Here is a 24,799-nt window from a genome sequence, read left to right on the forward strand (position 1 = left end):
CATGAAACCCCTGTCCGTGACGGTGGTGATCTGCGCCTACACCTCAGCGCGGTGGGGGATGTTGCTCGATGTCATCGAATCGGTCCGCCAGCAGACCCTGGCCCCGGACCAGGTGCTGGTCGTCGTTGACCACAATGAGGACCTGTACGAGAGGCTCGTCGAAATCGTCGACGACGTCACCGTGGTGGAGAGCACCGGCCAGGCCGGCCTGTCCGGAGCCCGCAATACGGGCGTCGGGCTCGCTGAGTCTGACATCGTCGCCTTCCTTGATGACGACGCCGAGGCGGCGCCGGACTGGCTCGAACGCCTGGTTGCGCTGTACGACGATCCGGACGTCCTGGCCGTCGGCGGCAAGGTGGTCCCGCTGTGGGAGGCCGGCCGGCCGGGTTATTTCGCCGAAGAACTGGACTGGATCGTGGGGTGCAGCCACCGGGGCATGCCGCGGGTGGCCTCAGAAGTCCGGAACGTCATCGGTGCCAACATGTCCTTCCGGCTCGAGGTGCTCCGCCAGGTGGGTGGCTTCAACCTTTCGCTGGGACGTAAAGGCACCTTGCCGCTGGGCTGCGAGGAGACCGAAATCTGCATCCGGTCCCAGATTGGGTCACCCGGCTCCCGCATCGTGTACGAGCCGGCGGCACTGGTCCGCCACCACGTCCCCGCCTCCCGGGGAACATGGCGGTACATGATGTCGCGGTCCTGGTCCGAGGGCCTCTCCAAAGCCCAGGTCAGCCAGTTGGTGGGCCACAAACGGGCTTTGGGGCCTGAGCGCCGGTACGTGCGCAGCGTCCTCCCGCGCGCGGTGTTCACCGGGCTGCGTTCCTGGGGCCGCGACGGCAGCCCCGACGGCCTTGGCCGCGCGGGCGCTGTGATCGCGGTGCTCGCCTGCACCGCTGCCGGCTACTTCCAGGGGCGCCGCCTGCAGCACTGGACGGGACCGGATGACGTCGACAACGCGCTGGTTCCGGCCGGCGGACAGTGGAGGGAAGTGCAATGAGCGAGGGCGCCAGCCGTGTGCTTGACGGGCTTCAGGGCGAAGCGCTGATCCTGGTGCCCGCCATGGAGTCCGTGTTGCCCCCGGTCTGGCCCGGGGCCCGATGGATAGGGTCCGTGGACCTGGAGGACCTCGCGGACTGCTCGCACTTTGAACTGGAGAACCATGCCGGATACGAACGGGCACGGCTGCTGGTGCGCGCGTCGGGGGTCGTGCGGGGATTCGTCGACGTGCCGTCGCCGTCGGGAATCGTGGATCGGGCTGTATTCGAGGACGCCCTGGCGGCCTTGCCGCGTGTCACATCATTCCCGCCGGCAGTGACGGCCCCGCACATCACAGTGGTGGTGTGCACCAGGGACCGCACCCCGCAGTTGCGCGGGGCGCTGATGACCATTCTTGCGCTCGACTACCCGCGGTTCGACGTGGTGGTGGTTGACAACGCACCCGCGACGCACGACACGGAAGAACTGGTGCGCCGCGATTTCCGGGACAAGCGACTGCGCCTGGTCACCGAACCGGCTCCCGGCCTCTCCAATGCCAGGAACACCGGCCTGGAACACGCCAGGGGAAGCCTGGTGGCCTTCACGGATGACGACGTGGTGGTCGACAGGTCCTGGCTGTGGGAGATCGCCGCGGCGTTCGAAGCCGCTCCGGAGGCAGCGTGCGTCACGGGGCTCGTCCCGGCAGGGGAGCTCAGGACCCCCACCCAGGGCTACTTCGATGCGAAGGTGAGCTGGTCGCGGAGCCTGGTGCCGCGGGTCTACTCGCTGGCAGACCCGCCCGAGGGGCTGCCGAAGTTCCCCTTCAGTCCTGGAGCCTTTGGGACCGGAGCGAATTTCGCCCTCAAGCGCCACGCCGCCCTCACCCTGGGCGGATTCGACCCGGCCCTGGGCGTGGGTACTCCCACTGGCGGGGGCGAGGACATCGACATGTTCACCCGGGTCATCCTGGCCGGCCACGCCCTGGTGGTCCAGCCCGCAGCCATCGTCTGGCACCGCCACCGGGACGGCCTCGAAGACCTCAGGGTGCAGGCCCGGGGCTACGGCACCGGCCTGGGCGCCTGGATGGCGAAAGTGATGATGGACCCGCACACGGCCAGGCTGGCACTGGCCAGGAGCTGGGGCGTAGGGCTCGAATACCTGAGCCACCCGCACGCCACCCAACCGGTGCCCCACGGATACCCTGCCCACAGTTCCCTCGAGGCGCAGGTGGCCAGGCTCGCCCGGCTGCAGCTGTTGGCCGTGGCCTTGGGCCCCTACAAGTATCTGCAGTCCCGCCGGACAGCAGGCAGCTAGAACAAACAGTCCACCGAGTGCTGGTGCGGAGAACCACTCCGCCAGTGGCAAGCCAATCCAGGAGTTGAAACAGTATGGCGCTTCTTATCAGGGGTGACGTCTCCGGTCCCATGGACTCCCGCACTTCGCGCCGGCACAGGCCCGGGTACGCCGATTACGCCCTGGCCCTGCTGAGTGCCGTGACGGCGGCCCTGATCCTGTTCGACATTGGAGGCGAGTCCTTCGCCGGCGTCAAACTCCTGGCGTGCCTGGTGCTGCCCGGCTGGGCGCTGGTGCGCTGGCTCCCCAGCGTGGACCCGGTAGCGCGCCTGGTCTTCACCGTCGTTGCCGGCGCAACGGCGTTCGCCCTGACCGCCGCGGCCATGGGGTGGCTGCAACTCTGGAATCCCCGGCCCGCCGCCGTCGGCATCATGCTGGCGGCCGCCGTCGCCCTCCTGGTCCCGGGCCCGGCGCGGTCCAGTACTGCCACCTCCCCGCTGCCCCGCCCGCAACTCATCACCTATGCGCCGTGGCTGGTGCTGGTGGCCGCCATGGGCATGTGGGCGGCCTCCCTCGCCGCCACCAACCCGCGCCTGGGGACCTACGGGCTCCTCACGGCTTTCCCGCTGACCTGGTATATCTCACTGGCTCTCGTGGTGGCCCTGTGCATCTGGAGCATCTCGCGGCAGCGGCCGCATTCCGGCTGGCTCACGGGCGCCTCCATCTCCGGGCTGGTGGTCATGCTGTACGCCTCTGCCGGCTTGCTGACCGCGGTCCCGCGGCTGCCCTGGACGTACAAGCACATCGCCGTCACGGACCTGATCCAGACCACCGGGCACTTCGATCCCAGCATCGACATCTACAACCGCTGGCCCGGATTCTTCCTCTTCAGCGCGTTCCTCGGCGAATCCAGCGGATACCAGGACCCCATGGCCTACGCAGGCTGGGCTGAGCCGGTCTTCGCGCTCATGAGTGTTGCGCTGGTGCTCGCCATTGCCAGGACCCTGACCCGGAACCCGCGGATCTACTGGACCGCCGCCCTGGTGTTCACCCTCACCAACTGGCTCAACCAGAACTACTACTCACCACAGGCCTTTGCGTACACCCTGCACCTGACAATGTGCCTGGTCATCCTCACATTCCTGCGCGGCACGCCCGCCGCCTGGGTGCTCAGGCTGGAAGGCCGGCTGGCCGCCAGGCTCTCCAAGTCCGGCCCCCGGGTGGAAGAGCCCGCAACGTACACCGGCCGCCAGCAGGCACTGGCAATCGTGGCGGTCCTGGTCCTGCAGGCAATGATTGTGATGAGCCACCAGTTGACGCCCTACCTGGCCATCCTGGGCCTCTTCCCGCTCTTCCTGACCCGCTACTTCAAGCCCGCATGGGTTGCGCCGGCACTGCTGCTCATGGCTTTGCTCTACCTCCTGCCAAACGTCGATTTCGTGGCGGGCAAGTACGGCCTCTTGAGCGGCTTCGATTTCTTCGCCAATGCCGGCTACAAGGCGTCCAACGGAAGCCCCGGCCCCTCGCTCCTCTCCGGGCGCTGGCTGGCACGCGAGGCGCTCGCCCTGTCATTGTTCACGGCATTGCTGGCCGGGCTCGGATTCATCCGCAACATCCGCCTGGGCAACATCCGCACCACCCTGATCGTGGGGACGCTGGCGGCAACGCCGATCCTTGGGCTTTTCGGCACCTCCTACGGTGGCGAGGGCAGGCTCCGCGTCTTCATGTTCGCCCTCCCGTGGCTGGCCATCGGCGCAGCCTGGTTCCTCTGGTCCGGCAGGGTGCCCACCCGGAGGGCAGTAGTGGGGGCAGCGTCCTCCATCACGGTCCTGGCCGTGATGTTCACTGCGGTGTACTTCCAGAACGAGGCCAACGTCCGGGTGCCGGCAGCGGATGTTTCGGCCAGCCGCTGGCTCGATTCAAATGTCCAGAAGGGCGACGCGGTGGTGGAGACCAACTACCACCTGCCGCTCCTGATCGGCCCGCACTATTCCTTCTTCCTCCGCACCGGCCAGCTGGTGTCGGTTGCCTCGAAGCTCCACAGTTCCACCCAGCCCTTCACCGGCGATGACATGGTGGCCTATGTGGACAAGACCCGGGCAGGGGCGAACCTGAGGGCCTCGGACCGGCTGTTCGTTGTGGTCTCGGACCTGCAGCAGCGGACCTCAACGGGTGTCCTGCGGCAGTTTGCCAAGGACGCCATGGTCCCGTTGGAGCACGACCTGGACGTATCCAAGGCCGCCCAGGTTGTCTTTGAGAACAAGTCGGTGCGAATTTATGAGGTTTCCCGTGCTGACTGGGGCAACTAGCGGCCGGGTGTACCAACTGTCGCTGGTCACGGTGACGTCCCTGTCCCTGGTCGGGGCGGCGCTGCTGGCCCTGCACGCGGATTCATCCCAAGTCAACGGGGCGCCCCGCGGGGACCTGCCCTCGTGGCGCCAGACCATGGTCCAGGACTTCAACTCCCCTGCGGCCGCAGGGGCGGTGGGCCGCGTCTATGGCCCGGACATGCGCGGCTATGACGGACTTTCCGATTCCTCCGGGTTCGGAACGTACACCCCCGACGAGGTCCTCTCGGTCCACGACGGCTACCTTGATTTCCACCTCCACTACTCGAACAACAGGCCGCGGGTGGCCAGCGTCATCCCGTTCGGGTATTCGGGCCAGACCTACGGAAGGTACTCCGTCCGGTTCAGGTACGACTCCATTCCGGGGTACAAGGTGGCATTCCTTCTCTGGCCGGCCAGTGACGACTGGAACGAGGGGGAGATCGACTGGCCGGAGGGCGCCCTGGACGGCTCCCTTTACGGGAACTCCGCGATCAAGGGCACCCGGACCTCGAACGGCATGCAGTTCGACCCCGGCGACAGGCGCTATTCGGCGGCCCGCCCGGGCCAGTGGCACGTCGCCACCATCGAATGGCGTCCCGGCCTGGTCCAGTGGTTCCTGGATGGCCGGCTCGTGGACCAGACCACCAAGCCGGCGGGAGTGCCGGACACCCCCATGCGCTGGACGCTTCAGGTGGAAACGGCCGACGACGCCTCCAGTACCTTCCCTGCCCCCGGCACCGCCGGACACCTCCAGGTCGATTGGGTCGTGCAGTATGCGTACACACCCTAGGCTCCCCGAACAGCTTCACACCGTACCCCCGGACTTGGCTCCGGCAACCGATTGGAGGGTGGCGCCGTGGACGTCCTGAACAGCGTGCCGGCAGGCGGCATTGCGGCTGAAACCCTGCGCGTCCATCCCAAGGTGGCCGCTGTGTTCGACGTCCTCAATGCGTCCGACTGGCCGTGGCTGCTGCTCCGCGGCGAGGAAGACCTCGCGTTGCCGTCCGGCGACGTGGACATCCTCGTGGACAGCGGCCTCCTGCCCCGGCTTGATGAACTGCTGGCCGCCGCAGGGTTCTGCCGGGTGCTGGCCCTGGGCCACGGCAGCCACCGGTTCTACTTCTGCTACACGGTGGATGACGGAGCCTGGATCAAGCTCGATGTGGTGTCCGACCTCGCATTCGGGCCCTACCAGCAATGGCGCACGCCGTGGGCGCCCCGCTGCCTGCGCCGCCGGGTCCGCCGCGGCACTTACTGGATGCCGGACCCGGCTGACCAGGCCTGGCTGCTCCTGCTCCACCTGTTCATGGACAAGGGCGGGATCTCCCCGGAGCGGCAGCCGTTGGCGCTCGCGGCGGCAAGGACCGCGGCCGACGGCGGGCGGATCGCGGAGTCGGTCAGGCGCAGGGTGGGTGCCGGGCCGGTGGCCGAGATGGTGGACCTGGTCCTGGGCGGACGGTTCGACGATGTGCCCGCCACGGCGGCCCGCATGCGTGCCGCCTGGCGCGGCGGCGTGAGCCCGCGCCTGGTCGCAGCAGCCAACAGGCTGCTGAGGCGTTCCGGGGCCCAGGTCCGCGGGCACACTCCGCTGCTGGGCGTCATGGCACCGGACGGGGCCGGCAAGACCACGTTGCTCAACGGCCTGCACGCCGATGTTCCGTTGCCCACCAAGTACGTCTACATGGGCCTCTGGGGTGCCGGTCCCTGGGACAAGGTCCTGGGCCGGATTCCCGGCGGCCGGACCGGGAAGAAGATCTACCGGCTGGTGCGGGGCGGAGTGCTGGCCAGGTTCTACCGCCTCATGGGCAAGGTGGTGCTGATGGACCGCGTGGCGTACGACGCGCTGCTGGGCGGCTCGGGCGGCGGACCCCTGGCCGGGATGAGCAATGCCCTCGCGCTGGCGGTGATCCCGGCCCCGGACGTCCTCCTGGTGCTGGACGTGCCGGGCCCGGTGATGTTTGAGCGGAAGGGCGAGCACACCCCGGAGCTGCTGGAATCATGGCGGCAGGACTACTTGCAGCTGGCTGGGCGCCTCCCCGGCGGCCGGGTGGTTGATGCCGCCCAGCCGGCGGAGGCCGTCCAGCGGGTGGCCACCGGCATTATCTGGGAGACGTTGTCCCGGGCCGCCGGCACCCGCCCGGCCAACCGTCGTCGCCATCCAGGGCACGACGGCGGTCCTGTTGCGCCGGAGAACGCGGCCCCGGTGGCCCAGGAGGCGGGCGCGGCGGAGGCCCTGGCCCTGCACCTCTGGCGCCTCCTGGACTGGCGTTTCCTGATCCCTGTGCTGCAGCCCCGCAACCTCGGCTTCGGCGGACAGGTAAGCCGGGAAACCGAGTCCGCGCTGCGGCTGTTGGACCCGGAGGCCGTCCGCCTGGCAGGCCCTGGCGCGGGAACGGGCGGCGCGTCATGCGACGTGGTGTTGCTGGCCTCTCCGGAACGCGGCCATATGGAAAGCGCCGGGCTGGCGCTGGAACCCGGAGGATGGATTTGCGTGGAAGCCAGCCGTTCCCTTCTCCGGCGTTCCGGACCCAGGACGCTCAGGGGATGGAAACGGACACTGGAGCGCCGCGGCTACCAGGACGTCACCTTGTACTGGAATGCACCCAACCGCGACCGCACCGCCAGGCTGGTTCCGGTCCGTTCCGGGGTAGCCATCCGCGACACCCTGGCGTTGCGGAAAGACGTTCGGTTTGGAGCGCTCAAAGCTGCCGCGGCCCACCTGGCCCTGGCACTTCACGTCTTCGACCTCATGGTTCCGGAGGGCACCGTCACGGGCAGGCGACCGGAACGGGGCGGCCGGCCATGAGTTTCGTCGACCAGTTCCTCCGTGAGCACTTCGAGGAGTTCGCCCTTGGCCAGTACGGCCTGGGCAGCCGGTGGGAAACGTTGCTGCTCACGCCGCGCTTCACCACCTCCCGGCACGTGGTGGCCCTGGTGTTTCCGTCCCGCGGCAGCGAACCCGCCCTGGTGGTGAAGATCCCGCGCCAGCCCGGTGACAGCAGCGGCGTCCGGCGTGAGGCCGCCATGCTGGACCAACTCTCGGCCGCCGTCGACAGCCCGGGCGTTCCGCGCCTGGTGGGAATCCGGGACCAGGGGCCTTACACGGTCCTGGTGGAAACAGCATTGACCGGCATTCCCCTGGACCCGCGGAAGGTGGCCGCGGACCTCCCCGCCGCCGTCGCGGCCGGGACCGGCTTTGTGGGGTCCCTTCCCTGCACCCATGCGGCGACAGACAACCCGGACTGGTACCAGCGCACGGTCGCCGCCCCGTTGGCGGCACTGGAGCGGCTGGCCGGACCGGACGCGCAGACCGGCCGCCTTGTGGAGCGCACCCACGAACTCCTTGAGCCCCTGCGTGCGGCCCGGCTCCCGGCCGTCGTTGAGCACGGCGACCTCAGCCATCCCAACCTGCTGGTCAAGCCCGGCAGCGGCCTGCAGGTCATGGACTGGGAACGCTCCCTTCCGGATGGCGTTCCCGGGCACGACCTCGTGTTCTACCTTCAGTACCTCAGCGAGTCCAGCGAGCAGGCGTTCGCCAGGGACGCCCAGATCGCAGCCTTCGACAAGGCGTTCGGCCCGGGCGGCTGGGCGCTGGATCCGCTGTCGCGCCACCTGGGCGTGCGGGGAGTGGAGGCCTCGCTGCTGCCGCTGCTGGTGATCTCCACCTGGGCGCGGTCCACCGCAACGCTCGCCGACCGCCTGGCGCAGGAAGCGGAAGCCGATCCGTCGCAGGGCAAGGACAAGGTCCGTGCCGCGCTCCAGGCGGACAGGGACTACTGGCTGTGGCGCCATGTCGTCACAGCCGCCTAGGACACGGCTTCCCGTCGAACACGGCACGCGGTCGAAAGCGGCCGCGCATCAAAACCGGCTGACCTCAGGAGACGTGGTCGCGTGCCGGCCCAGGGGAGTCGTGGCGGTGCGTGAAGAGCCCCAGGATCTCGTCGTGCAGGCCCCGGTACCCGAACCGCAGCACCGCGTAGACCAAGGCCACGCCGGCAACGACCATGACGGCGAGTGTCAGCACGGGTCCCAGCGCATGCCGTGACAGGTTGAACAGGCCCACCAGGGCCACGGCCGCCCCGCAGGCCAGGCCCGGTGCCGCAGCGCGGAGCATCCGGCGCATCCTTGTCCCCATCACCTTGGCAGCCACCGCCTGCATGCCAAAGGCGAACACCACCGCCACCACCATCTGGGCGCACGCAACACCCACAATGCCCCACCGCGTGGCGAACACCAGCGCGGGGAGCAGGACCACCAGGCGGACCACGGAGATCCAGATGGAAAGCCCGGGCCTGCCCAGGGCTTTGTAGACGTCATTCGCCCCGGCGCCGAGGGAACGCGCCGCCGCGTAGAGGGCAAGAAATACCAGCGGCGTTACGGATTCCTCCCACTGCTGGCCGAAAAGGACCGGCACCAGGACCGGCGCCACCACGGAGAGTCCCACGCCGGCCGTGATGCCGTACAGGGCCTGCACCGTGACGCTCTTCAGGTACCCGTCGCGCAACCGCTGCCGGTCGCCGCGGACTTGTGTGTAGAGCGGGAACAGGACGGTGGAAAGCACGAAGAACACGTTGAGGATCAAGGCCTCAGGCAGCCGGAAGGCCAGCGTGTACAGGCCCAGCGCGTGGGCCCCCAGCACGATCCCGATCACCAGGTAATCGACGTCGAAGATGGCCCTGGCCAGCATGGTGCTCCCCGCAACGGGGGCGCCGAACCGGATGTTCTCGCCCAGGGCGCTCCTGCTCACGCGCCAAAGCTGCCAGGGCGCCTCGTGGCGGACCAGGAACCAGCAGGTGGCGGCGTAGGCGACCGAGCCCGCGGCCGTTCCGACGGCGAGCGACCAGGCGCCGTGGCCGGTGAAGGCCAAGTAGAGGGTCACCGTTCCCATGGTCGCGGCCCGCAGCACCGGGGCGGCGGTGAGTTGCCGGAACTTCAGGTCCCGGCGCATGATCGCCTCCGGGACGGCCCCGCAGGCCGTGGCCAGCACGGAGACGCCTAGTACCCGCACCAGCGGGGCCACGCCGTCGAGCCCTATGAGGTCTTCCACAACATCAGCCGCGAGCATGGCCGCCAGGGCCAGCATGGCCCCGAGGGCCACCGACAGCAGGAGCGCCGAACGCGCTATCACTTTCGTTTTGGGAAGGTAGACCAGCGCCTGGCCCACCCCGGCATCGGCGATGGTTTCGGCGTACGCCATGAGCACCAGCGCCAGCGCAACGAGGCCATACTCCTCGGGCGACAGCAGCCGGGCCAGCACCACGGTGGTCACCAGCACGATTACCCGACCGGAAGCGAAAGCGAGCCCCTGCCACAAGGCTCCCCGGACTCCCTTGCGTTCGAGCTCGCCGGGCGCGTATGTCACAGTTGCCTTGCGGTGCCGGATAAGTCCCCGGCGGCGGATGACGCAGCCACGGCCGCCCGCACCTCGGCCAGGTACTCTCCGGCCACCGTGTCCCAGGAGCGAACGGTGCCGGCCTGGTCCGCAGCGCCGCCGGGTGTGCCATGCGGCGGCCGGGGTGCCCTGAGGTGTTCCACGATCTTGCGGACCATCGCGTCCCGGCCGGCCTCAACGGTGAGCAGCGGGTGCGGGGGAAGTTCCCGGGCCGCCACCGGGGATGCCACCACGGGCAGCCCGGCCGCGAGGGCCTCGAGCACGGAGTTCCGGATGCCCACGCCGTGCTCGTCGGGGAAGACCGCGACGTCGGCTCCCTGGAAGATGTCCGGGAGCGAAGGCACGTTGGCAAGGATTTCAACCTTCGGACCGGCCAGCGCCTGGACTGCTGCGGTCGGTTGCCGTCCGGCGATGACGAACCGGGCCTCGGGCACCTCCCGCCACACCAGGGGGGCGATGCTGGTGGCCAGGACCGTGGCACTGTCGACGTTGGGGGCATAGTTGAGGCTGCCCGCGAAGCAAACCACCGGCGAAGTCCTGTCCCGGCGCGGGCCGGTGGCCACAGTTGTGCCGTTGGGCACGCTTTGCACGGCCCTGCCGAGCTTCGCGGACCAGGCTGCAGCGTCCTGCGCCCCGACGGTCAGCAGCCGCGCCCTGGCGGGCAGCGACCGTTCCGCGCGTCCGGCGAGTAGTTCGCGCAGCCGGTAGGCCGGCCGCAGGGAGCGCGCAATGGCCGTGTCCATGGCGGCCCGGATGGACCAGGGGTCCACGGTTTGCAGCACCAGGGGACCGGCCGCGAAGTGGGACAGGAAAAGGGCGTGGGGCCCGTGGATGAGGGTGGCATCATTGCGGCCGGACAGGGTGGCTGCCGCTGCCCGCGCTGAGGGGGTGGAGCGCCGCTGTTTTCCCAGGCCGGCAAGCCCGCCGAAGGAAAGGACAAACGCGGCGGGGTCAGCCCGCGGGGCCAGTTCGTGGACGGTTTCGCAGCGGGCCCGGATCTCCGCCGGAACCGGCACGGGGCCGGAAAACGTCAGCAGCGTGACGGCAACATCTGCGGGAAGATGGAGGATCACTTCGTACGGGATCATGGAGCTTCCATCACCGAGTTGCGGGTCCCGGTTTGGCACGCTTTCAGTCACGTACAGGAGCTTCATTGCAAGAGTGTACTGGATCACACTCTGGCGGCAGGGTTGCTTTGGGTAACTTTGCGGGGAACCGCAGGAAACTAAAAAAGGGGCGACGGCGGGGAGTCCCCGCCGTCGCCCCTTTTGAGGAAGCGCGTGGCTGGCTACTGCCAGGCGCGCACGTAGTCCACCAGCATCTGGGACTGCGGGCCGTACACCGGGTTCGTTGACGAAGCACCGACGTTCAGGACGATGTACTGCGGGGCGTTTCCGTCGTCCGTGGGGTAGGACTTGACCTTCACGCCGTCGAAGTAGACGTCGGAGGAGTTGGCCATCCGGTGCAGGCCGAACGTGTGGTACTGGTTGGCCCAGTCGCCGCCGACGGCACCCTGGTTGTGTGCGCCTGAGCTGGAATGGAAATTCACGGTCATCTTCCCCTGGAGGACCTCAGCGATGTCGTTCTCGCCGGTGGCGGGCCAGGACTGCCCGGTGGTCCAGAACGCCGGCCAGTTGTAGAGGCCGTTGGCGTTGCCCGGGAACTTGATGCGGGCCTCGACGTAGCCGGTGGTGAACTGGTAGCCGGTGCCCGCTCCGCCCTTCGGGTTGGTGGAGACCAGGGACCCGGACGAGGACGAGGCGAGGCTGAGGGCCAGGTTGCCGTTGGCCACGGAGACATTGGCGGGGCTGGTGGCCACCTTATTCATGCTTCCGCAGTTGGGGGCGAACCAGCAGTTGGACCACTTTGCGCTGTCCAGCCCGGAGCCGTTGAACTCGTCGGCGAAGGTCATGGTCCAGTTTCCCGGGACCCCCGTGGGCATGGGCGTGCCGCTGTTGGCCAGCTGGGCCGCGGCGGGGGCCACGGCGATGGGGGACTGCGGGGCCGGAGCGGCCGCTGCGGGTGCCGGGGCGGCTGTAGCGGGAACCGGTGCCTGCGCCGGAGCCTGCTCCGAGGCGGGAGCGGGGGCTGGGGCGGGGGTGGTGGCCGGTGCGGACGGGGCTGCGGCGGACGGAGACGCTTGAGCCTGTACTTCGCTGCCGACCTCGGAGGCGCTGGCTACCCGGGAGACATCTGCAGGTTCATTGCCGTTGGCCAGGCCGAGGCCCAGGGAAGCTGCGCCGAGGACGGCTGCCGCAAGGCCGGCGGCCAAGGGCAAGCGGCGGCGGGATTCTTTGGATGTCAGGAACTGCCGGAGTCCGGCCGGAGCTGTCTCGTTTTGATAACGGCGCGCGCGTTTGGCGCTCACTTTGCGGGATGCGGGCATGGGGAATTTACCTCTCAACACCTGCGGAGTTAGCTGTCGGGTTCGAATGTTGCCATTCGGCCGCGCACTGCGGCTTCACCCCGAGGGCAGGCGGAAGCCATACCCGTGACGCTTGGGTCCCCCGCCTCTGCCTTGGAACCTAAGGGATCGCGGAAGCGGCAGAGTTGGGCGTCTTCCGGGATTGGGGCCGGCTGGGGCGGCCCCTCGAAGACCGTACACGAAAATCCCCGCGGAATCACAATTGGGTAACGGATGCGCGGTAGCGGGCGTGGCGTGCCGCCCCATGGCCACCCGGGAGTCTATCGGAGGCTGCCTGATTCCCGCGTTATCCACATAGGTGGCAAACGGTGCGGCCTCCGCAGCATCACGCGGCTAGCGTTGAGTCAAGCGCGAATCGCCTATCAGGTCCAGATGCACTAAGATATTGAAGTCTGTGCTGCGTCCTGCCTCCCTATCGGCGGCAAGGCACTGCACGGAATCGCAAATGAACCTCCTGTTACGGAAATGCCGTAACCGCTTAGCCCAAAGGAGGTGGGTTCACATATGCGTCCTTACGAATTGATGGTAATCATCGACCCCGAGGTCGAAGAGCGTACCGTTGAGCCGTCGCTTCAGAAGTTCCTGAACGTCATCACCAACGATGGTGGAACCATCGAAAAGGTTGACATCTGGGGCCGTCGCCGGCTGGCTTACGAGATCAAGAAGAAGTCCGAAGGTATCTACGCCGTGGTGAATTTCACCGCCAAGCCGGAAACCGCCAAGGAACTTGACCGCCAGCTGTCTCTTAACGAGACCATCATGCGCACCAAGATCACCCGCCCCGAAGAGCAGAAGGTTGTTGCTGAGTAATTCAGCAACCGTCTTCATTCTTTACCCCGCAGGAAACGCACTCTTCACCCAGGATCGAACAAGGAGGCAGTAGATGGCAGGCGAGACCACCATTACGGTCATCGGTAACCTCACCAATGACCCGGAATTGCGGTTCACACCGTCCGGTTCCGCAGTAGCGAACTTCACCATCGCTTCCACCCCCCGCACCTTTGATCGCCAGTCCAACGAGTGGAAGGACGGGGAGACCCTGTTCCTCCGCGCCGCTGTATGGCGTGAAGCTGCCGAGAACGTCGCCGAATCCCTGACCAAGGGTATGCGCGTGATCGTGACCGGCCGCTTGAAGAGCCGTTCCTACGAAACAAAAGAAGGCGAAAAGCGCACCGTTATCGAGCTTGAGGTCGACGAAATCGGCCCCAGCCTGCGCTACGCCAACGCCAAGGTCAACCGCACCCAGCGCTCCGGCGGACAGGGTGGGGGCGGCTTCGGCGGCGGCAACGGCGGCGGTGGCTTCGGAGGCGGCAACCCTGGTGGAAACCAGGGCGGTAACTCCGGTGGAGGCTGGGGCGGCGGCAACCAGCAGGCTGCACAGGACGATCCCTGGGCCACGCCCGGCGTGTCCAATGCAGGCGGCTGGGGCAACGGCCCCGATTCCGAACCTCCCTTCTAAAACCCAAACAACGGCCCGACGCCGGGACAGCCCGGGAGCCGCAAGGCACCCAAGGTTTTACCGCCGCCGGACCACCACCATCCCGTGGATCAATATCCACGGGCTCCCTAGAATAGGAGCTCCACGATGGCTAAGGCTGAACTCCGTAAGCCCAAACCAAAGTCCAACCCCTTGAAGGCCGCTGACATCACTGTCATCGACTACAAGGACGTAGCATTGCTGCGCAAGTTCATCTCCGACCGCGGAAAGATCCGCGCCCGTCGCGTCACTGGCGTCACGGTGCAGGAACAGCGCAAGATCGCCCAGGCAATCAAGAACGCCCGCGAAGTTGCTCTGCTGCCTTACTCCGGCGCTGGCCGCGGCTAAGGAAGGGATTAACTAACATGGCAAAGCTCATTCTGACCCACGAAGTAACCGGTCTCGGTGCTGCTGGCGATGTTGTCGAGGTCAAGGACGGTTACGCACGTAACTTCCTGCTGCCCCGCGGCTTCGCCCTGACCTGGACCAAGGGTGGCGAGAAGCAGGTTGAGTCCATCAAGGCTGCCCGCGCTGCCCGTGCGCACGCTTCTGTTGAAGCTGCGCAGGCACAGGCCCAGGCTCTGTCCTCCAAGAAGGTCAAGCTCGAGGTGAAGGCCGGCGAGTCCGGTCGTCTCTTCGGTACCGTCAAGCCTGCTGATGTCGCTGCCGCTGTTGAGGCCGCCGGCCTCGGCGCCATCGACAAGCGCAACGTTGAACTGCCGAACCACATCAAGTCTGTCGGTTCGTACACGGCCAACGTGCGCCTGCACGAGGACGTTTCCGCTGTCATCGACCTCGAGGTCGTTGCCGGAAAGTAGTTTCCGCACTGCAGTGCAATGGCCCCCGCCCGGGATTCCGGTGCGGGGGCCCTTTGCGTGCAAGGTCACGGCCGGAAGTCCCGGTCACTCGGCGCCGGTCCCCTAAGCTGGCGTGAAGCCGGACCTTCGTTCCGGGCCGGCACCATTCCACCGTTTCCCTCGGAAGGTCACCCAGCGTTGCCGTTCCTCTTCGTCAGCTGCATCCTCCTGGTGGCCGCAGCCATCAGTTTTGCGACCGACCGAAGGCGCCTTCGGAACGGAGTCTTCCTCGTCTCCGGTGCGGTCCTGGCCTGGACTGGGCTACTCGTTGTCTCCGGGAACAACTCCGTCCCTGTCCTCATGACCCTGGCCTTGGGCCTCCTGCTCGTCGTCTCAGTGCCTGTCCTGGCTGTCTTCCTGGTCCTCAACGGACTCATCATGCTGCGCCGTGAGGGCCGCAGCCACGCAAACCTGCTGTCCCTGCTCGCCGGCTTGGCCGTGGTGGCCGTTCCGCTGGCCCTGGCCGCCCTGCAAACGGCCGAACCCGGGCTCAGGGTGCTCACCTGGGTGGCCGCCCTGCTGGCTGGATATGTGGGCTTCGTGTTCGTCAGCTACGTGGTCTATTCGCTCATCTACTCCAACCTGCCGCCGCGCCGGCATCCCGAATACGTGGTGGTTTTGGGTTCCGGCCTGGCCGGTGGCTCCGTTCCGCCCCTGCTGGCCGCACGGCTTGACGCCGCGGTTCGCCTGTACCGCGGCAAGCGTGGCGGGTCCATCAAAGCGCTGATCCCCAGCGGCGGGCAGGGAGCCGATGAGCACCTTCCCGAAGGGACGGCGATGGCCCGCTACCTGCAGGAGAAGGGTATTCCTGCCAGCCGGATCATCGTGGAGGACCGGGCCACCACCACCATGGAGAACCTGGACTTTTCGCGTGAGCTGATGGAGCGGCCGGACGCTCCCGTCACGGTGGTCACCAGCAGTTACCACGTGTTTCGCGCGGCCATGTTTACCCGGCGCGCGGGGCTGCGCGCGCACGTCACCGGGGCCAGGACGGCGGGCTATTTTATCCCCAGCGCCTTCCTTCGGGAATTCATCGCCATCCTCGCCACGTACCGGTGGATCAACCTGGGTTTCTGTGCCGCGCTGGTCGGCGTTGCCTTGGCCGCCATGGCCGTGCCGCTGCTTCCCGGCTGAAACCGGTGGCTGGCCGGAGCGCCGGTGATAGCCTGCTCCGGTGAACCCGACACCCAGCAGCCGTCCCTTCCACCAGGTGGATGTTTTCGCCGGCACAGCGTACCGGGGCAACCCGCTCGCCGTCGTCCTCGATGCCCAGGGCCTGGACGCGGCAACAATGCAGCACTTCGCCAACTGGACCAACCTCTCGGAAACCACCTTCCTCCTGCCCGCGGAGGATCCCCGTGCCGACTACAAGGTCAGGATCTTCACGGGGAGCGAGGAGTTTCCGTTCGCGGGTCATCCCACGCTGGGATCAGCGCACACCTGGCTGCAGGCCGGCGGCGTTCCGAAGTCCGGCGACTATCTGGTGCAGGAGTGCGGCGCCGGGCTGGTCAGGATCAAGCGCGACGCCGGCCGGCTGGCTTTCGCCGCACCGCCCCTCACGCGCTTCGAGGCAATCGAAGAGCCCGCCAGGCAGCAGTTGGCCGACGCTTTGGGGATACCGGCAGGTGACATCATGGACGCATCCTGGCTGGTCAACGGACCGGAGTGGATCGGTGTCCTGCTGGGCTCCGCGGACCAGGTGCTGGCCCTCGCGCCGGATCCGGTGGCCATGGGGAACTTGAAGGTCGGTGTCATAGGGCCGCACCCTCCCGGCGGGGAGGCTGACTTTGAGGTGCGGACGTTTATCCCGGGGGATGCGATGGTGGAGGACCCTGTGACGGGCAGCTTCAACGCAGGGGCCGCCCAGTGGCTCATTGGAAGCGGCAGGGCACCAGCGCGCTACGTCGCCGCGCAGGGCACCGTCCTGGGCCGGGCAGGCCGTGTGCACGTCACTGCCGAGGACGGTGTTGTGTGGGTGGGCGGCGAGTCCAGTACCTGCATCCGAGGCACCGTCCTGCTCTGATCCAGGGCACCGGGAATACTCCAGGCTATGTCGCCGTTCAGGGATATAGATGCAAATACATGTATGAAGAACTGAACGAACACCAGGAGAATGCCATGGAAACCCGCCGTCTAACAGTCCTCTCCGCCGGACTTGGCGTCCCATCGTCCAGCCGGCTGCTGGCCGACCAGCTCGCGGCCGCTGCCGGGCGGCGCCTCACCGCGGGCGGCTATGAGGTGGTGGCTGACGTCGTCGAACTCCGGGATTTGGCCGTGGACATCGCCAACAACTTCGTCACCGGGTACGCCGCACCCCGCCTGGCGGAGGTCATCGCAGGCGTGGAGGCCTCGGACGGGATCATCGCCGTGACGCCGGTCTTCAGTGCCTCCTACAGCGGCCTCTTCAAATCCTTCTTCGACGTCCTGGACCCCAAGTCCCTCGACGGCAAGGCCGTCCTGCTGGGCGCTACGGGGGGCACCGACCGGCACCAGATGGTGCTTGATTATGCGTTGCGCCCGCTGTTCAGCTACCTGCGGGCCCGCACGGCCGCCACGGGAGTCTTCGCCGGGCCGCAGGACTGGGGCACCACCGAAGAGGGCGGCTCCTCGCTCGCGGACCGCATCGAGCGCGCCGCCTCCGAATTTACCCTCCTGCTGGATGGGCCCCAGCCCGGCCGGAAGCCGGCACCCCTGGAGTCCTTGCCGTTCGAGCAGCTCCTGGCCGGAATTGCCGGGCCCCGCTAGTCGTCCAGCAGCGCGATGAATTCCCGGGCCTGGACCGGTGAGATGTCCGAGTGCCGCGTCAGGGCAGTAACGGCGGCCTCGGTGTCACCGCTGCGGGCCAGGGAGCGGATCCGGCCGTAAATTTCGTCGTTGAGCATATTGCTGCTCACCTCGCGGGTCACGTCGCCCTTGCTGGCGATGGCGCGGTAGCGGTAAGGGAACCGCTGTGGTTCGTCATCGTCCTCCACGGCCTCCGCCGGCTCCTGGCGGCGGTATGGCTGGGGGTGGGCTGCCAGGGCGCCCACGGCGTCACGGGAAGCCCTCAGCCCCTCGCCCGTGACCTCCTGGTACAGCCTGATGGCGGCCATCGCCTGGCCCTGCGCAATCATGGCGTACAACCGCCGGTGTTCGCTCTCCGACAACTTGCCGGCCGCGGCCCGGGCCAGTTCCGGTGCCGGCTCCCGCTCCACGCCGGCCGGACCTGAAGGGGCACCTCCGCCTGCCGCCCTGCGCCCTCGGGCCATGCGGTAGGCAAAGATGACTCCCGCAACAACGGCGAGCAGGATAAGGACCGGGACCACAAGGGATTCCATTTTTACGAGCCGTTCTGTGTACTCCTGGCCGTCGCCAAGGCGGTTGCGTTGCCGGCTGTCCGTCCAGCCATGGCCAATACCTAGAGCTTAATCCAGAACCCGGTTATCCACAGCAATATTCACCGCGCTGCATACTGCAACGTTCCCTGCCGGTCAAACTCCGCCAAGGGAATATGAGTAGCGCCACGCGAGCCGGAGCGGGCATGCCGCAGCCGGCGCCCGGCCACCTCCCGCCCGCCGCTGCGCGCGTAAACCTGTGGATGAAATTCCCCGAAAGAAATATTTACTCCACATGCTGGCGAAGATGTTTTCGCAGGTCAGATGGCTTTAGCGGCAAAAAAAAATTCCTATATCCACAGGCTTCCCCACAGGCTGTGCACAAGCTATGCCCCGTAGTGCACAGGTTATCCACAGGAGTACCGGCCTGCTGGCTTTGCGGCTGGACCGGTGGCGGCTACCGTAGCGGGGTACCTGTTTTCCACGGCCGGACCAAGGCCTGTAACCCTCAATCAAAAGCCTCTCCGGGCCCCCTTGCCGGGCGCTCTGTGGAAAAGCTGTGGATAGTGGGGATAACTTCGGGCCGGTGGCGGCATCCAGGCCCGCGGGTGCCTCATTGTCAGAGCCGGCGGGTAGTACTGGACGCGTGGCGGGTTCCGTTTCGGATCCGCAAACAGGATGGATCACCGGGCTCCTGGCCCGGCACACATGGAGGACGGCAGCTTTGACAATCGCGCATCTGGACCCGGTGGAAGCAACCCGCGGATCGGACGCGAGCCGCAAACCTCCCCAGGACATCCCGGCGGAACAGTCGGTCCTGGGCGGCATGATGCTGTCCAAGGACGCCATTGCCGACGTCGTTGAGATCCTCCGGGGACAGGACTTCTACCGCCCGGCACACGAGACCATCTACGAGGCCATCATTGACCTCTACGGCCGCGGGGAACCGGCGGACGCCGTTACAGTGTCGGACGAACTGACCAAGCGCGCCGAAATCAACAGGATTGGCGGACCCGCCTACCTGCACGAGCTCATCCAGACCGTACCCACTGCGGCCAACGCCGGCTATTACGCCGAGATCGTCGCCGAACGGGCCGTACTGCGACGGCTGGTCAACGCCGGCACCAAGATCGTCCAGTTGGGCTACGGCTCGGACGGCGAGGTCGAAGACCTCGTGAACCAGGCGCAGGCCGAGGTCTACGCCGTGGCGGAACGCCGCACCGCCGAAGACTACGTGGTGCTCAAGGACGTCATGGAATCCACCGTGGATGAAATCGAGGCGTCCGGCCACCGCGGCGAGGGCATGACCGGCGTGCCCACCGGCTTTTATGAACTCGATGAGCTGACCCACGGCCTCCACCCGGGCCAGATGATCGTCATCGCGGCACGCCCCGCGGTGGGTAAGTCCACCTTCGCCTTGGACTTCGCACGGTCCGCAGCCATCAAGAACAACCTGGCCACCGTCATGTTCTCCCTGGAAATGGGCCGGAACGAGATCGCCATGCGCCTCCTGTCCGCCGAGGCCACCATTGGCCTGCAGGACCTCCGCAAGGGAACCATCAAGGACGAGCAATGGTCCAAGATCGCCACCACCATGGGCCGGATGAATGATGCTCCGCTGTTCATCGACGACAGCCCCAACATGTCGCTGATGGAGATCAGGGCCAAGTGCCGCCGTTTGAAGCAGCAGCACGACCTCAAGCTGGTCATCCTCGACTACCTGCAGCTGATGAGCTCAGGCAAGAAGGTGGAGTCCCGCCAGCAGGAGGTTTCCGAGTTTTCGCGTGCGCTCAAGCTCCTCGCAAAGGAACTCCAGGTGCCCGTGATCGCCCTGTCCCAGCTGAACCGTGGCTCGGAACAGCGCCAGGACAAGCGGCCCATGGTCTCTGACCTCCGCGAGTCCGGTTCCATCGAGCAGGACGCCGACATGGTGATCCTGCTTCACCGCGAGGATGTCTACGACAAGGAATCGCCGCGCGCCGGCGAGGCGGACATCCTGGTGGCCAAGCACCGTAACGGCCCCACCAAGGACATCGTGGTGGCGTTCCAGGGCCACTACTCCCGCTTCGCCAACATGGCGGGCGACTCCGGAGGCGGCGGCTTCTAGGCTCCGTTCGTGCTGGTGGCGGCAGGTGCCGCGCCGGCCAGCAGATGGTTGGGCAGCCGGTTTCCGGGCGCCGTTCCCCGGATCTCCAGGAGTTCGCGGGCATGGGCGTGCAGCCGCTTGTCTTCGTCGCTGACCGGCACCCACGGCGGGACGGGCACTGAATTGCCCTCGTCGTCGCGCGCCACCATCACGGTCAGGCAGTAAGTGGTGAGGTTAAGCTCCCGGCCCTTGGGGTCGCCGGAGCGGACATGGACGGCGATGTGCATGCCCTTGTTGCCGGTGTACACCAGCCGCGCCTCCACCTCCACCACGTGGCCGATCAGCAAGGGCCGGTAGAAGCGCACGCCGCCGGAGAATACGGCCACGGTGTCCCGGCCGCAGTAGCGTGAGGCACACAGGTAGGCGGCTTCGTCGATCCACTTCATCACAATGCCGCCGTGGACCTTGCCGCCCCAGTTGACGTCGGTGGGGGCGGCCATGAAGCGGAGCGTGACGCGTTCCGCCGTGCCGGCTTCGGTATATTCCTGATGGTTCATAGCTGCCACGATCTGTTCGCGGACCTTGATCCTTGCCAGTGCGTGGTCACGTTGCTCGACCTCGGCGGAAGTGGCGGGTTCGAACTGGGGCACCGGGATGGGTTTGCCATCCGCGCCCACGGCCACGAAGATCACCATACACTGGCTGCGCATGGTGGCCGGGCCGCCTTTCGGATCCCCGGATGAGACCACGGTGCGGATGTGCATCGAGGAGCGGCCGGTGTAGACGATGGTGGCCTCCACTTCCACCATGTCGCCGCTGTTGACCGGGTCCGCGAAGTGGATGTTTCCCACGTAGGCGGTCACGCAATAGGACTTGGCCCAGCCCACAGCCGCCGCATACGCGGCCTTGTCCACCCATTCGAGTACCGTGCCTGCATCCACGGAGCCGCTGTGCCCCACATCGGTGGGGGCGGCGAGGAAGCGGAGGGTCACGGAGTTGGGGTGGCCTGTCTCAGTCATGCTGCGATCATACTGACGGCGCCGGTTACCGGCCGGTTCGCGCCCCGGCGTTCACCTGCCCGGGAGTGCCTCTTAATGCCCGACGGCGGCCGGTCACCATGGGGTGGCCGGCCGCCGTCGGGCGTTGCGGGACTGAGGCAGGCTAGGCCAGGACGGCCAGCCGTGAGGTGCGCCGGCCGAACAGTGCCCGGTCCACGGAGAGCCGGCCGGGACCGGCCAGGGCCAGCGCGAAGGCTGCCGCGGCCAGGAGCAGGACCAGTTCGTAGCCTCCGTTTGCCGCGAAGACGCCGGCGGGAGCGTGGACAAGGAAGAGCGCCCCAAGCATGTCGAGGACCAGGAGGGCGGCCACCACGCGGGTGAGGATCCCAAGAATCAGGGCTGCGCCGCCTGCGAGTTCAAGGACGGCGACGGCCGGGGCCATGACGTCCGCGGCGGGGACGCCCATCTTGGCGAATGAGGCTTGCGTGCCGGCGATGGTCCATTCATTGAACTTCTGCCAGCCGTGGGCCGCGAAGAGGAAACCCAGGATGACACGCAGGACGGTAAGGGCAACTGTGGTCAGTCGTGACTGGTTCATGCATTCCACTCTTGTCCACAATTGATTGAAGAGTCAACCAAATCGTGGCGATTGTGGCGTTTGTCATGCTCTCTCTCCAAGTCATTGCGCCCGGTTAGGCTGGCACGGTGCCCATAGAACCCGCACCCGCTGCCACGACCTCCGGCCGGAGCCATTCCCGCGAAATACTCCGCCTCGCCGTACCCGCCTTTGGCGCCCTGGTTGCCGAGCCGCTCTTCCTGCTGGCGGACTCGGCCATCGTGGGGCACCTCGGCGTTGCCCAGCTCGCGGGGGTGGGCCTGGCCTCCGCGGTGCTGCAGACCGTCGTCGGACTCATGGTGTTCCTCGCCTACTCAACCACCCCCGCCGTGGCCCGGGCACTCGGCCAGGGCCAGGTGGGGAAGGCCCTTGCGGCCGGTCGCGACGGCGTGTGGCTGGCGCTGCTCCTGGGCGTACTGCTGGCGGCGGCAGGGTTCGTCGCCGCGGAGCCGGTCATCGCCCTGTTCGGCGCTGACGGCCGCGTGCGCAGCTTTGCCATCGATTATTTCCGGTGGTCCATGCCCGGCTTGGTGGCCATGCTGCTGATCTTTGCCGGCACCGGTGTGCTGCGCGGGTTGCAGGACACCAGGACGCCATTGGTGGTGGCCACTGCCGGGTTCGGCGTGAACATCGTCCTGAATTTGTGGCTCGTGTACGGGCTCGGACTGTCCGTGGTGGGTTCGGCGGTGGGTACCAGCCTCGCGCAATGGGCCATGGCCGCTGTCTACCTGGTGATGGTGCGCCGGAATGCGGTCCGGCACGGCGTCAGCCTGGCGCCCAGCTGGCGGGGCATCCGGAGCAGGACGCGCGTCGGGTCGTGGCTGATGCTGCGCACCCTCAGCCTGCGCGCAGCGATCATGGCCACCGTGCTGGTGGTGACGGCGCAGGGGGAGGTCAACCTCGCCGCGCACCAGTTGGCCATGACCATCTTTTCCTTCCTGGCGTTTGCGCTGGATGCCCTGGCGATTGCAGCGCAGGCGCTGATCGGCAAGGAGTTGGGTGCCTCCAATGCGGGCAAGGCCCGGGTGCTGACCAAGACCATGATCCGCTGGGGTGCCGGATTCGGGGTGGTGACCGGGGTGCTGCTCGCCGCGGTGGCCCCCTGGGTTGGGGTGCTGTTCACTCCGGATATCCGGGTGCAGTCGGTACTTACGGTTGCGCTGTGGGTATTGGCGGCCGGCCAGCCCCTTGCCGGATATGTCTTTGTCCTGGACGGGGTGCTGATCGGCGCCGGCGACGCCCGGTACCTGGCGCTGGCCGGACTGGTGAACCTTGCTGCCTACCTGCCCCTGCTCTCGGCGGTGGCGCTGTCCGGCGCCTCCGGCGGGGCCGGGATCGGCTGGCTGTGGGCCGCGTTCGCCCTGGGGTACATGGCCGCCCGCGCCCTCACCCTGGGACTGCGAGCCCGGTCGGACCGCTGGATGGTGCTCGGTTCAGCGTAAATCCCGGCCGTGCCCGTCATGGAAGGGACGCCCGGTTCGACCTTCCAGCTGCCCCCACTAAACTGGACCGGTGACGCAACCATCGACTCCCACGGGCGCAGTTCCCGGAACCACCCCCCGCCCTGATCTCTGGAAGCCGGTCCTGCTCCGTTCCGCGGCGGCCCTGGTGTTTGGCGCCGTCACCGTCTTCTGGACGTCGCCCTCCGTTGAGGTCATGGGCTGGGCGGGTGGACTTTACCTCCTGGCCGCCGGCGTGCTGACGCTCCGGGCCATCCCCGCAACGGGAATTGCCCAGAAGTCGGCGTCCGGGAAAATGCTGTCTTTCGCCGGCGCATCGGCGGCCGGTGCCGGCGTGGTGGTGATCCTGCTGCACAGCGATCTTTTGTTTGGTGTCATCGCCGCTCTGGGCCTGGGTGTGGCCGGCGTTCTTGAGCTGGCGTGCGGCCTGAAGCACCGGGGGCGGCACGTCCTGGCCAAGGACTGGATCGCCTCCGGAATCATCGGGATTGGCACGGCGGTGCTCCTGCCCTTTTTCATCGGCCTTGGCGCCCATGCGCTGCTGGGCGTGGCGGGCGGCGGCGCAATCATTTCGGGCGTGCTGTGGGTGCTGTCAGGCCTGACGCTGCGGTACGATGCCCGCGCTGCCGCCGTAAAGCCGTAAACTAGGAAGAGCGCCCTTCTACTAGCTGTAGAAAATTTTGGTGCTACACCGCAATTCGTGAACCAGGCCGGCCGTGCGCCGCCTCAGGGAGGAACCACCGTGGCTGACCAGCATCCAGGAAAACCGCGCAGCCTGCGGACCTCGGTGAAGGGGCCGCTGATGTTCTCGGCATTCTGGGCCGTCGTCGCCTTCGTTGCCGTGCTGATCTTCGCCTCCGGCGGCAGCGCCCGCACTCCCCGATTCGATCTCGCGTTCACCGCGGGTGGCATCGCCTTCATCGTCACCCTGGTGGTGGCTGCCATGTTGTCCATGAGCTACAAGGAAAATGCTGAACACCTGGGCAAGGGATCGGGTGTGAACCTCAGCTCGGCACCTAAGCCGGGCCATGGTTACGGTACTCCCACCACCCAGGACCCGTCGTCGCCCGAAGGTGACGCGGACGGCACCTCCCGGCGCTGATTGCCCCCCGCTGAGGGTGCCGCCCTGCTGAAGAAGCGGAACCGAGAGCGCCTCCCCAAACTTGGGCGATGCCGACGCGCGCATTGATATGCATTTATTAGCTACAATCCCCATTATGCGGAAGATGCTGGGGCGTCGCTCGGCATAGGAGATGCATTCTGATGGTGTTTAAGATCGGCGATAGAGTGATGGCCCACCGAGAAATAAGGGTCCCGGGCCGGCCTCCAGTCGTCCGGACCAACAAGGGAATCGTCCTAGACACGATGATGTCAGGCATTTTTACCACAACTACTCGCTACCGGGTCGTCTTCAATTCCACCGATCCTGAAGCCAAGGGTTACCCCGTGATTCTTGAATCAGTAGGGGATGAGCAAATAACTCCGCCACCGCCCGAAGACGAAGCACTTCGCCGCTGACCCTGATGCCACCACACGCGACCGCCCTGACACTCTTCCGTAGACGTGGGACAGACCAGAG

At 67.0% G+C, this 24,799-nt stretch carries 24 protein-coding genes and 1 riboswitch; of the genes, 18 read left to right on the forward strand and 6 right to left on the reverse strand.

Annotation, left to right across the window (positions count from 1 at the left end):
* The first annotated feature begins 1 nt into the window (after position 1).
* The 6 genes from QRN53_RS07995 to QRN53_RS08020 all read left to right on the forward strand — a co-directional run bounded on the left by QRN53_RS07995 (position 2) and on the right by QRN53_RS08020 (position 8,405).
* A complete protein-coding gene (locus QRN53_RS07995) occupies positions 2-994 on the forward strand; it encodes a glycosyltransferase family 2 protein (protein WP_285243475.1) in 993 nt (330 codons plus the stop codon).
* Positions 991-2,286 (forward strand): glycosyltransferase family 2 protein, encoded by a 1,296-nt coding sequence (locus tag QRN53_RS08000; RefSeq protein ID WP_285243476.1) that lies wholly within the window; start codon positions 991-993, stop codon positions 2,284-2,286. Before QRN53_RS07995 ends, QRN53_RS08000 begins: the two co-directional genes overlap by 4 nt.
* A 74-nt stretch (positions 2,287-2,360) precedes the next feature.
* Positions 2,361-4,574, forward strand: coding sequence for a hypothetical protein (locus QRN53_RS08005; RefSeq protein ID WP_285243477.1), 2,214 nt, complete (start codon positions 2,361-2,363; stop codon positions 4,572-4,574).
* Positions 4,555-5,385 carry a glycoside hydrolase family 16 protein gene (locus QRN53_RS08010; RefSeq protein WP_285243478.1) on the forward strand — a complete coding sequence of 277 codons (831 nt, stop codon included), beginning with the start codon at positions 4,555-4,557 and terminating at the stop codon, positions 5,383-5,385. The genes QRN53_RS08005 and QRN53_RS08010 overlap by 20 nt, the downstream gene beginning before the upstream one ends.
* A 66-nt stretch (positions 5,386-5,451) precedes the next feature.
* Complete coding sequence (locus QRN53_RS08015) at positions 5,452-7,401, forward strand: hypothetical protein (protein ID WP_285243479.1); 1,950 nt, start codon at positions 5,452-5,454, stop codon at positions 7,399-7,401.
* Entirely contained in the window at positions 7,398-8,405 is a 1,008-nt protein-coding gene (locus tag QRN53_RS08020; RefSeq protein ID WP_285243480.1) for an aminoglycoside phosphotransferase family protein, read from the forward strand. The genes QRN53_RS08015 and QRN53_RS08020 overlap by 4 nt, the downstream gene beginning before the upstream one ends.
* 64 nt (positions 8,406-8,469) lie before the next feature.
* Here the strand turns inward: QRN53_RS08020 and QRN53_RS08025 are convergent, their stop codons facing one another.
* From QRN53_RS08025 to QRN53_RS08035, 3 genes are all read right to left on the reverse strand, one after another.
* Positions 8,470-9,957 carry a lipopolysaccharide biosynthesis protein gene (locus QRN53_RS08025; protein WP_285243481.1) on the reverse strand — a complete coding sequence of 496 codons (1,488 nt, stop codon included), beginning with the start codon at positions 9,955-9,957 and terminating at the stop codon, positions 8,470-8,472.
* The gene (locus QRN53_RS08030) at positions 9,954-11,141 is read right to left on the reverse strand and encodes a glycosyltransferase (RefSeq protein WP_285243482.1); all 1,188 of its coding nucleotides are present in this window, start codon (positions 11,139-11,141) and stop codon (positions 9,954-9,956) included. The genes QRN53_RS08025 and QRN53_RS08030 overlap by 4 nt, the downstream gene beginning before the upstream one ends.
* Before the next feature lie 134 nt (positions 11,142-11,275).
* On the reverse strand, positions 11,276-12,373 hold the full coding sequence (locus QRN53_RS08035; protein WP_285243483.1) for a glycoside hydrolase family 16 protein: 1,098 nt from the start codon (positions 12,371-12,373) through the stop codon (positions 11,276-11,278).
* Between the two features lie 6 nt (positions 12,374-12,379).
* A riboswitch (cyclic di-AMP (ydaO/yuaA leader) is annotated at positions 12,380-12,529 on the reverse strand.
* Positions 12,530-12,916: 387 nt separating this feature from the next.
* On the opposite strand from QRN53_RS08035, the gene rpsF reads away from it, so the two are divergent.
* The 7 genes from rpsF (at position 12,917) to QRN53_RS08070 (ending at position 17,491) form a co-directional block, all read left to right on the forward strand.
* Complete coding sequence (rpsF, locus tag QRN53_RS08040) at positions 12,917-13,222, forward strand: 30S ribosomal protein S6 (RefSeq protein ID WP_013602900.1); 306 nt, start codon at positions 12,917-12,919, stop codon at positions 13,220-13,222.
* Between the two features lie 73 nt (positions 13,223-13,295).
* Positions 13,296-13,871, forward strand: a complete 576-nt coding sequence (locus tag QRN53_RS08045; protein WP_018762866.1) for a single-stranded DNA-binding protein — start codon at positions 13,296-13,298, stop codon at positions 13,869-13,871.
* A 126-nt stretch (positions 13,872-13,997) separates the two neighbouring features.
* Positions 13,998-14,237: a 30S ribosomal protein S18 gene (gene rpsR / locus QRN53_RS08050; protein WP_003800144.1), complete on the forward strand. Its 240-nt coding sequence runs from the start codon at positions 13,998-14,000 to the stop codon at positions 14,235-14,237.
* A 17-nt stretch (positions 14,238-14,254) separates the two neighbouring features.
* Positions 14,255-14,707, forward strand: a complete 453-nt coding sequence (gene rplI / locus QRN53_RS08055; RefSeq protein WP_018762867.1) for a 50S ribosomal protein L9 — start codon at positions 14,255-14,257, stop codon at positions 14,705-14,707.
* A 177-nt stretch (positions 14,708-14,884) separates the two neighbouring features.
* On the forward strand, positions 14,885-15,880 hold the full coding sequence (locus QRN53_RS08060) for a YdcF family protein (RefSeq protein ID WP_285243484.1): 996 nt from the start codon (positions 14,885-14,887) through the stop codon (positions 15,878-15,880).
* A gap of 40 nt (positions 15,881-15,920) precedes the next feature.
* Positions 15,921-16,769, forward strand: a complete 849-nt coding sequence (locus tag QRN53_RS08065; protein ID WP_285243485.1) for a PhzF family phenazine biosynthesis protein — start codon at positions 15,921-15,923, stop codon at positions 16,767-16,769.
* Between the two features lie 95 nt (positions 16,770-16,864).
* Positions 16,865-17,491, forward strand: coding sequence for an FMN reductase (locus tag QRN53_RS08070; RefSeq protein ID WP_285243519.1), 627 nt, complete (start codon positions 16,865-16,867; stop codon positions 17,489-17,491).
* On the opposite strand, the gene QRN53_RS08075 is transcribed toward QRN53_RS08070, so the two are convergent.
* The gene (locus QRN53_RS08075) at positions 17,488-18,063 is read right to left on the reverse strand and encodes a hypothetical protein (protein ID WP_285243486.1); all 576 of its coding nucleotides are present in this window, start codon (positions 18,061-18,063) and stop codon (positions 17,488-17,490) included. The genes QRN53_RS08070 and QRN53_RS08075 overlap by 4 nt on opposite strands.
* A gap of 721 nt (positions 18,064-18,784) precedes the next feature.
* Here QRN53_RS08075 and dnaB point away from each other — a divergent pair.
* Positions 18,785-20,167: a replicative DNA helicase gene (dnaB, locus tag QRN53_RS08080; protein ID WP_285243487.1), complete on the forward strand. Its 1,383-nt coding sequence runs from the start codon at positions 18,785-18,787 to the stop codon at positions 20,165-20,167.
* Here the strand turns inward: dnaB and QRN53_RS08085 are convergent.
* Both QRN53_RS08085 and QRN53_RS08090 read right to left on the reverse strand, forming a co-directional pair.
* Entirely contained in the window at positions 20,164-21,165 is a 1,002-nt protein-coding gene (locus QRN53_RS08085) for an acyl-CoA thioesterase (protein WP_285243488.1), read from the reverse strand. The genes dnaB and QRN53_RS08085 overlap by 4 nt on opposite strands.
* A 142-nt stretch (positions 21,166-21,307) precedes the next feature.
* Positions 21,308-21,742 (reverse strand): DoxX family protein, encoded by a 435-nt coding sequence (locus tag QRN53_RS08090; protein ID WP_285243489.1) that lies wholly within the window; start codon positions 21,740-21,742, stop codon positions 21,308-21,310.
* A 107-nt stretch (positions 21,743-21,849) separates the two neighbouring features.
* On the opposite strand from QRN53_RS08090, the gene QRN53_RS08095 reads away from it, so the two are divergent.
* The 4 genes from QRN53_RS08095 (at position 21,850) to QRN53_RS08110 (ending at position 24,738) form a co-directional block, all read left to right on the forward strand.
* A complete protein-coding gene (locus tag QRN53_RS08095) occupies positions 21,850-23,202 on the forward strand; it encodes an MATE family efflux transporter (protein ID WP_285243490.1) in 1,353 nt (450 codons plus the stop codon).
* Positions 23,203-23,272: 70 nt separating this feature from the next.
* Positions 23,273-23,863: a hypothetical protein gene (locus QRN53_RS08100; RefSeq protein ID WP_285243491.1), complete on the forward strand. Its 591-nt coding sequence runs from the start codon at positions 23,273-23,275 to the stop codon at positions 23,861-23,863.
* Between the two features lie 99 nt (positions 23,864-23,962).
* Positions 23,963-24,322 carry a hypothetical protein gene (locus QRN53_RS08105; RefSeq protein WP_285243492.1) on the forward strand — a complete coding sequence of 120 codons (360 nt, stop codon included), beginning with the start codon at positions 23,963-23,965 and terminating at the stop codon, positions 24,320-24,322.
* Positions 24,323-24,483: 161 nt separating this feature from the next.
* Positions 24,484-24,738 carry a hypothetical protein gene (locus QRN53_RS08110; protein ID WP_285243493.1) on the forward strand — a complete coding sequence of 85 codons (255 nt, stop codon included), beginning with the start codon at positions 24,484-24,486 and terminating at the stop codon, positions 24,736-24,738.
* Positions 24,739-24,799: the final 61 nt, after the last annotated feature.

The organism is Pseudarthrobacter sp. fls2-241-R2A-127, assembly GCF_030209355.1.
Classification (GTDB): domain Bacteria; phylum Actinomycetota; class Actinomycetes; order Actinomycetales; family Micrococcaceae; genus Arthrobacter.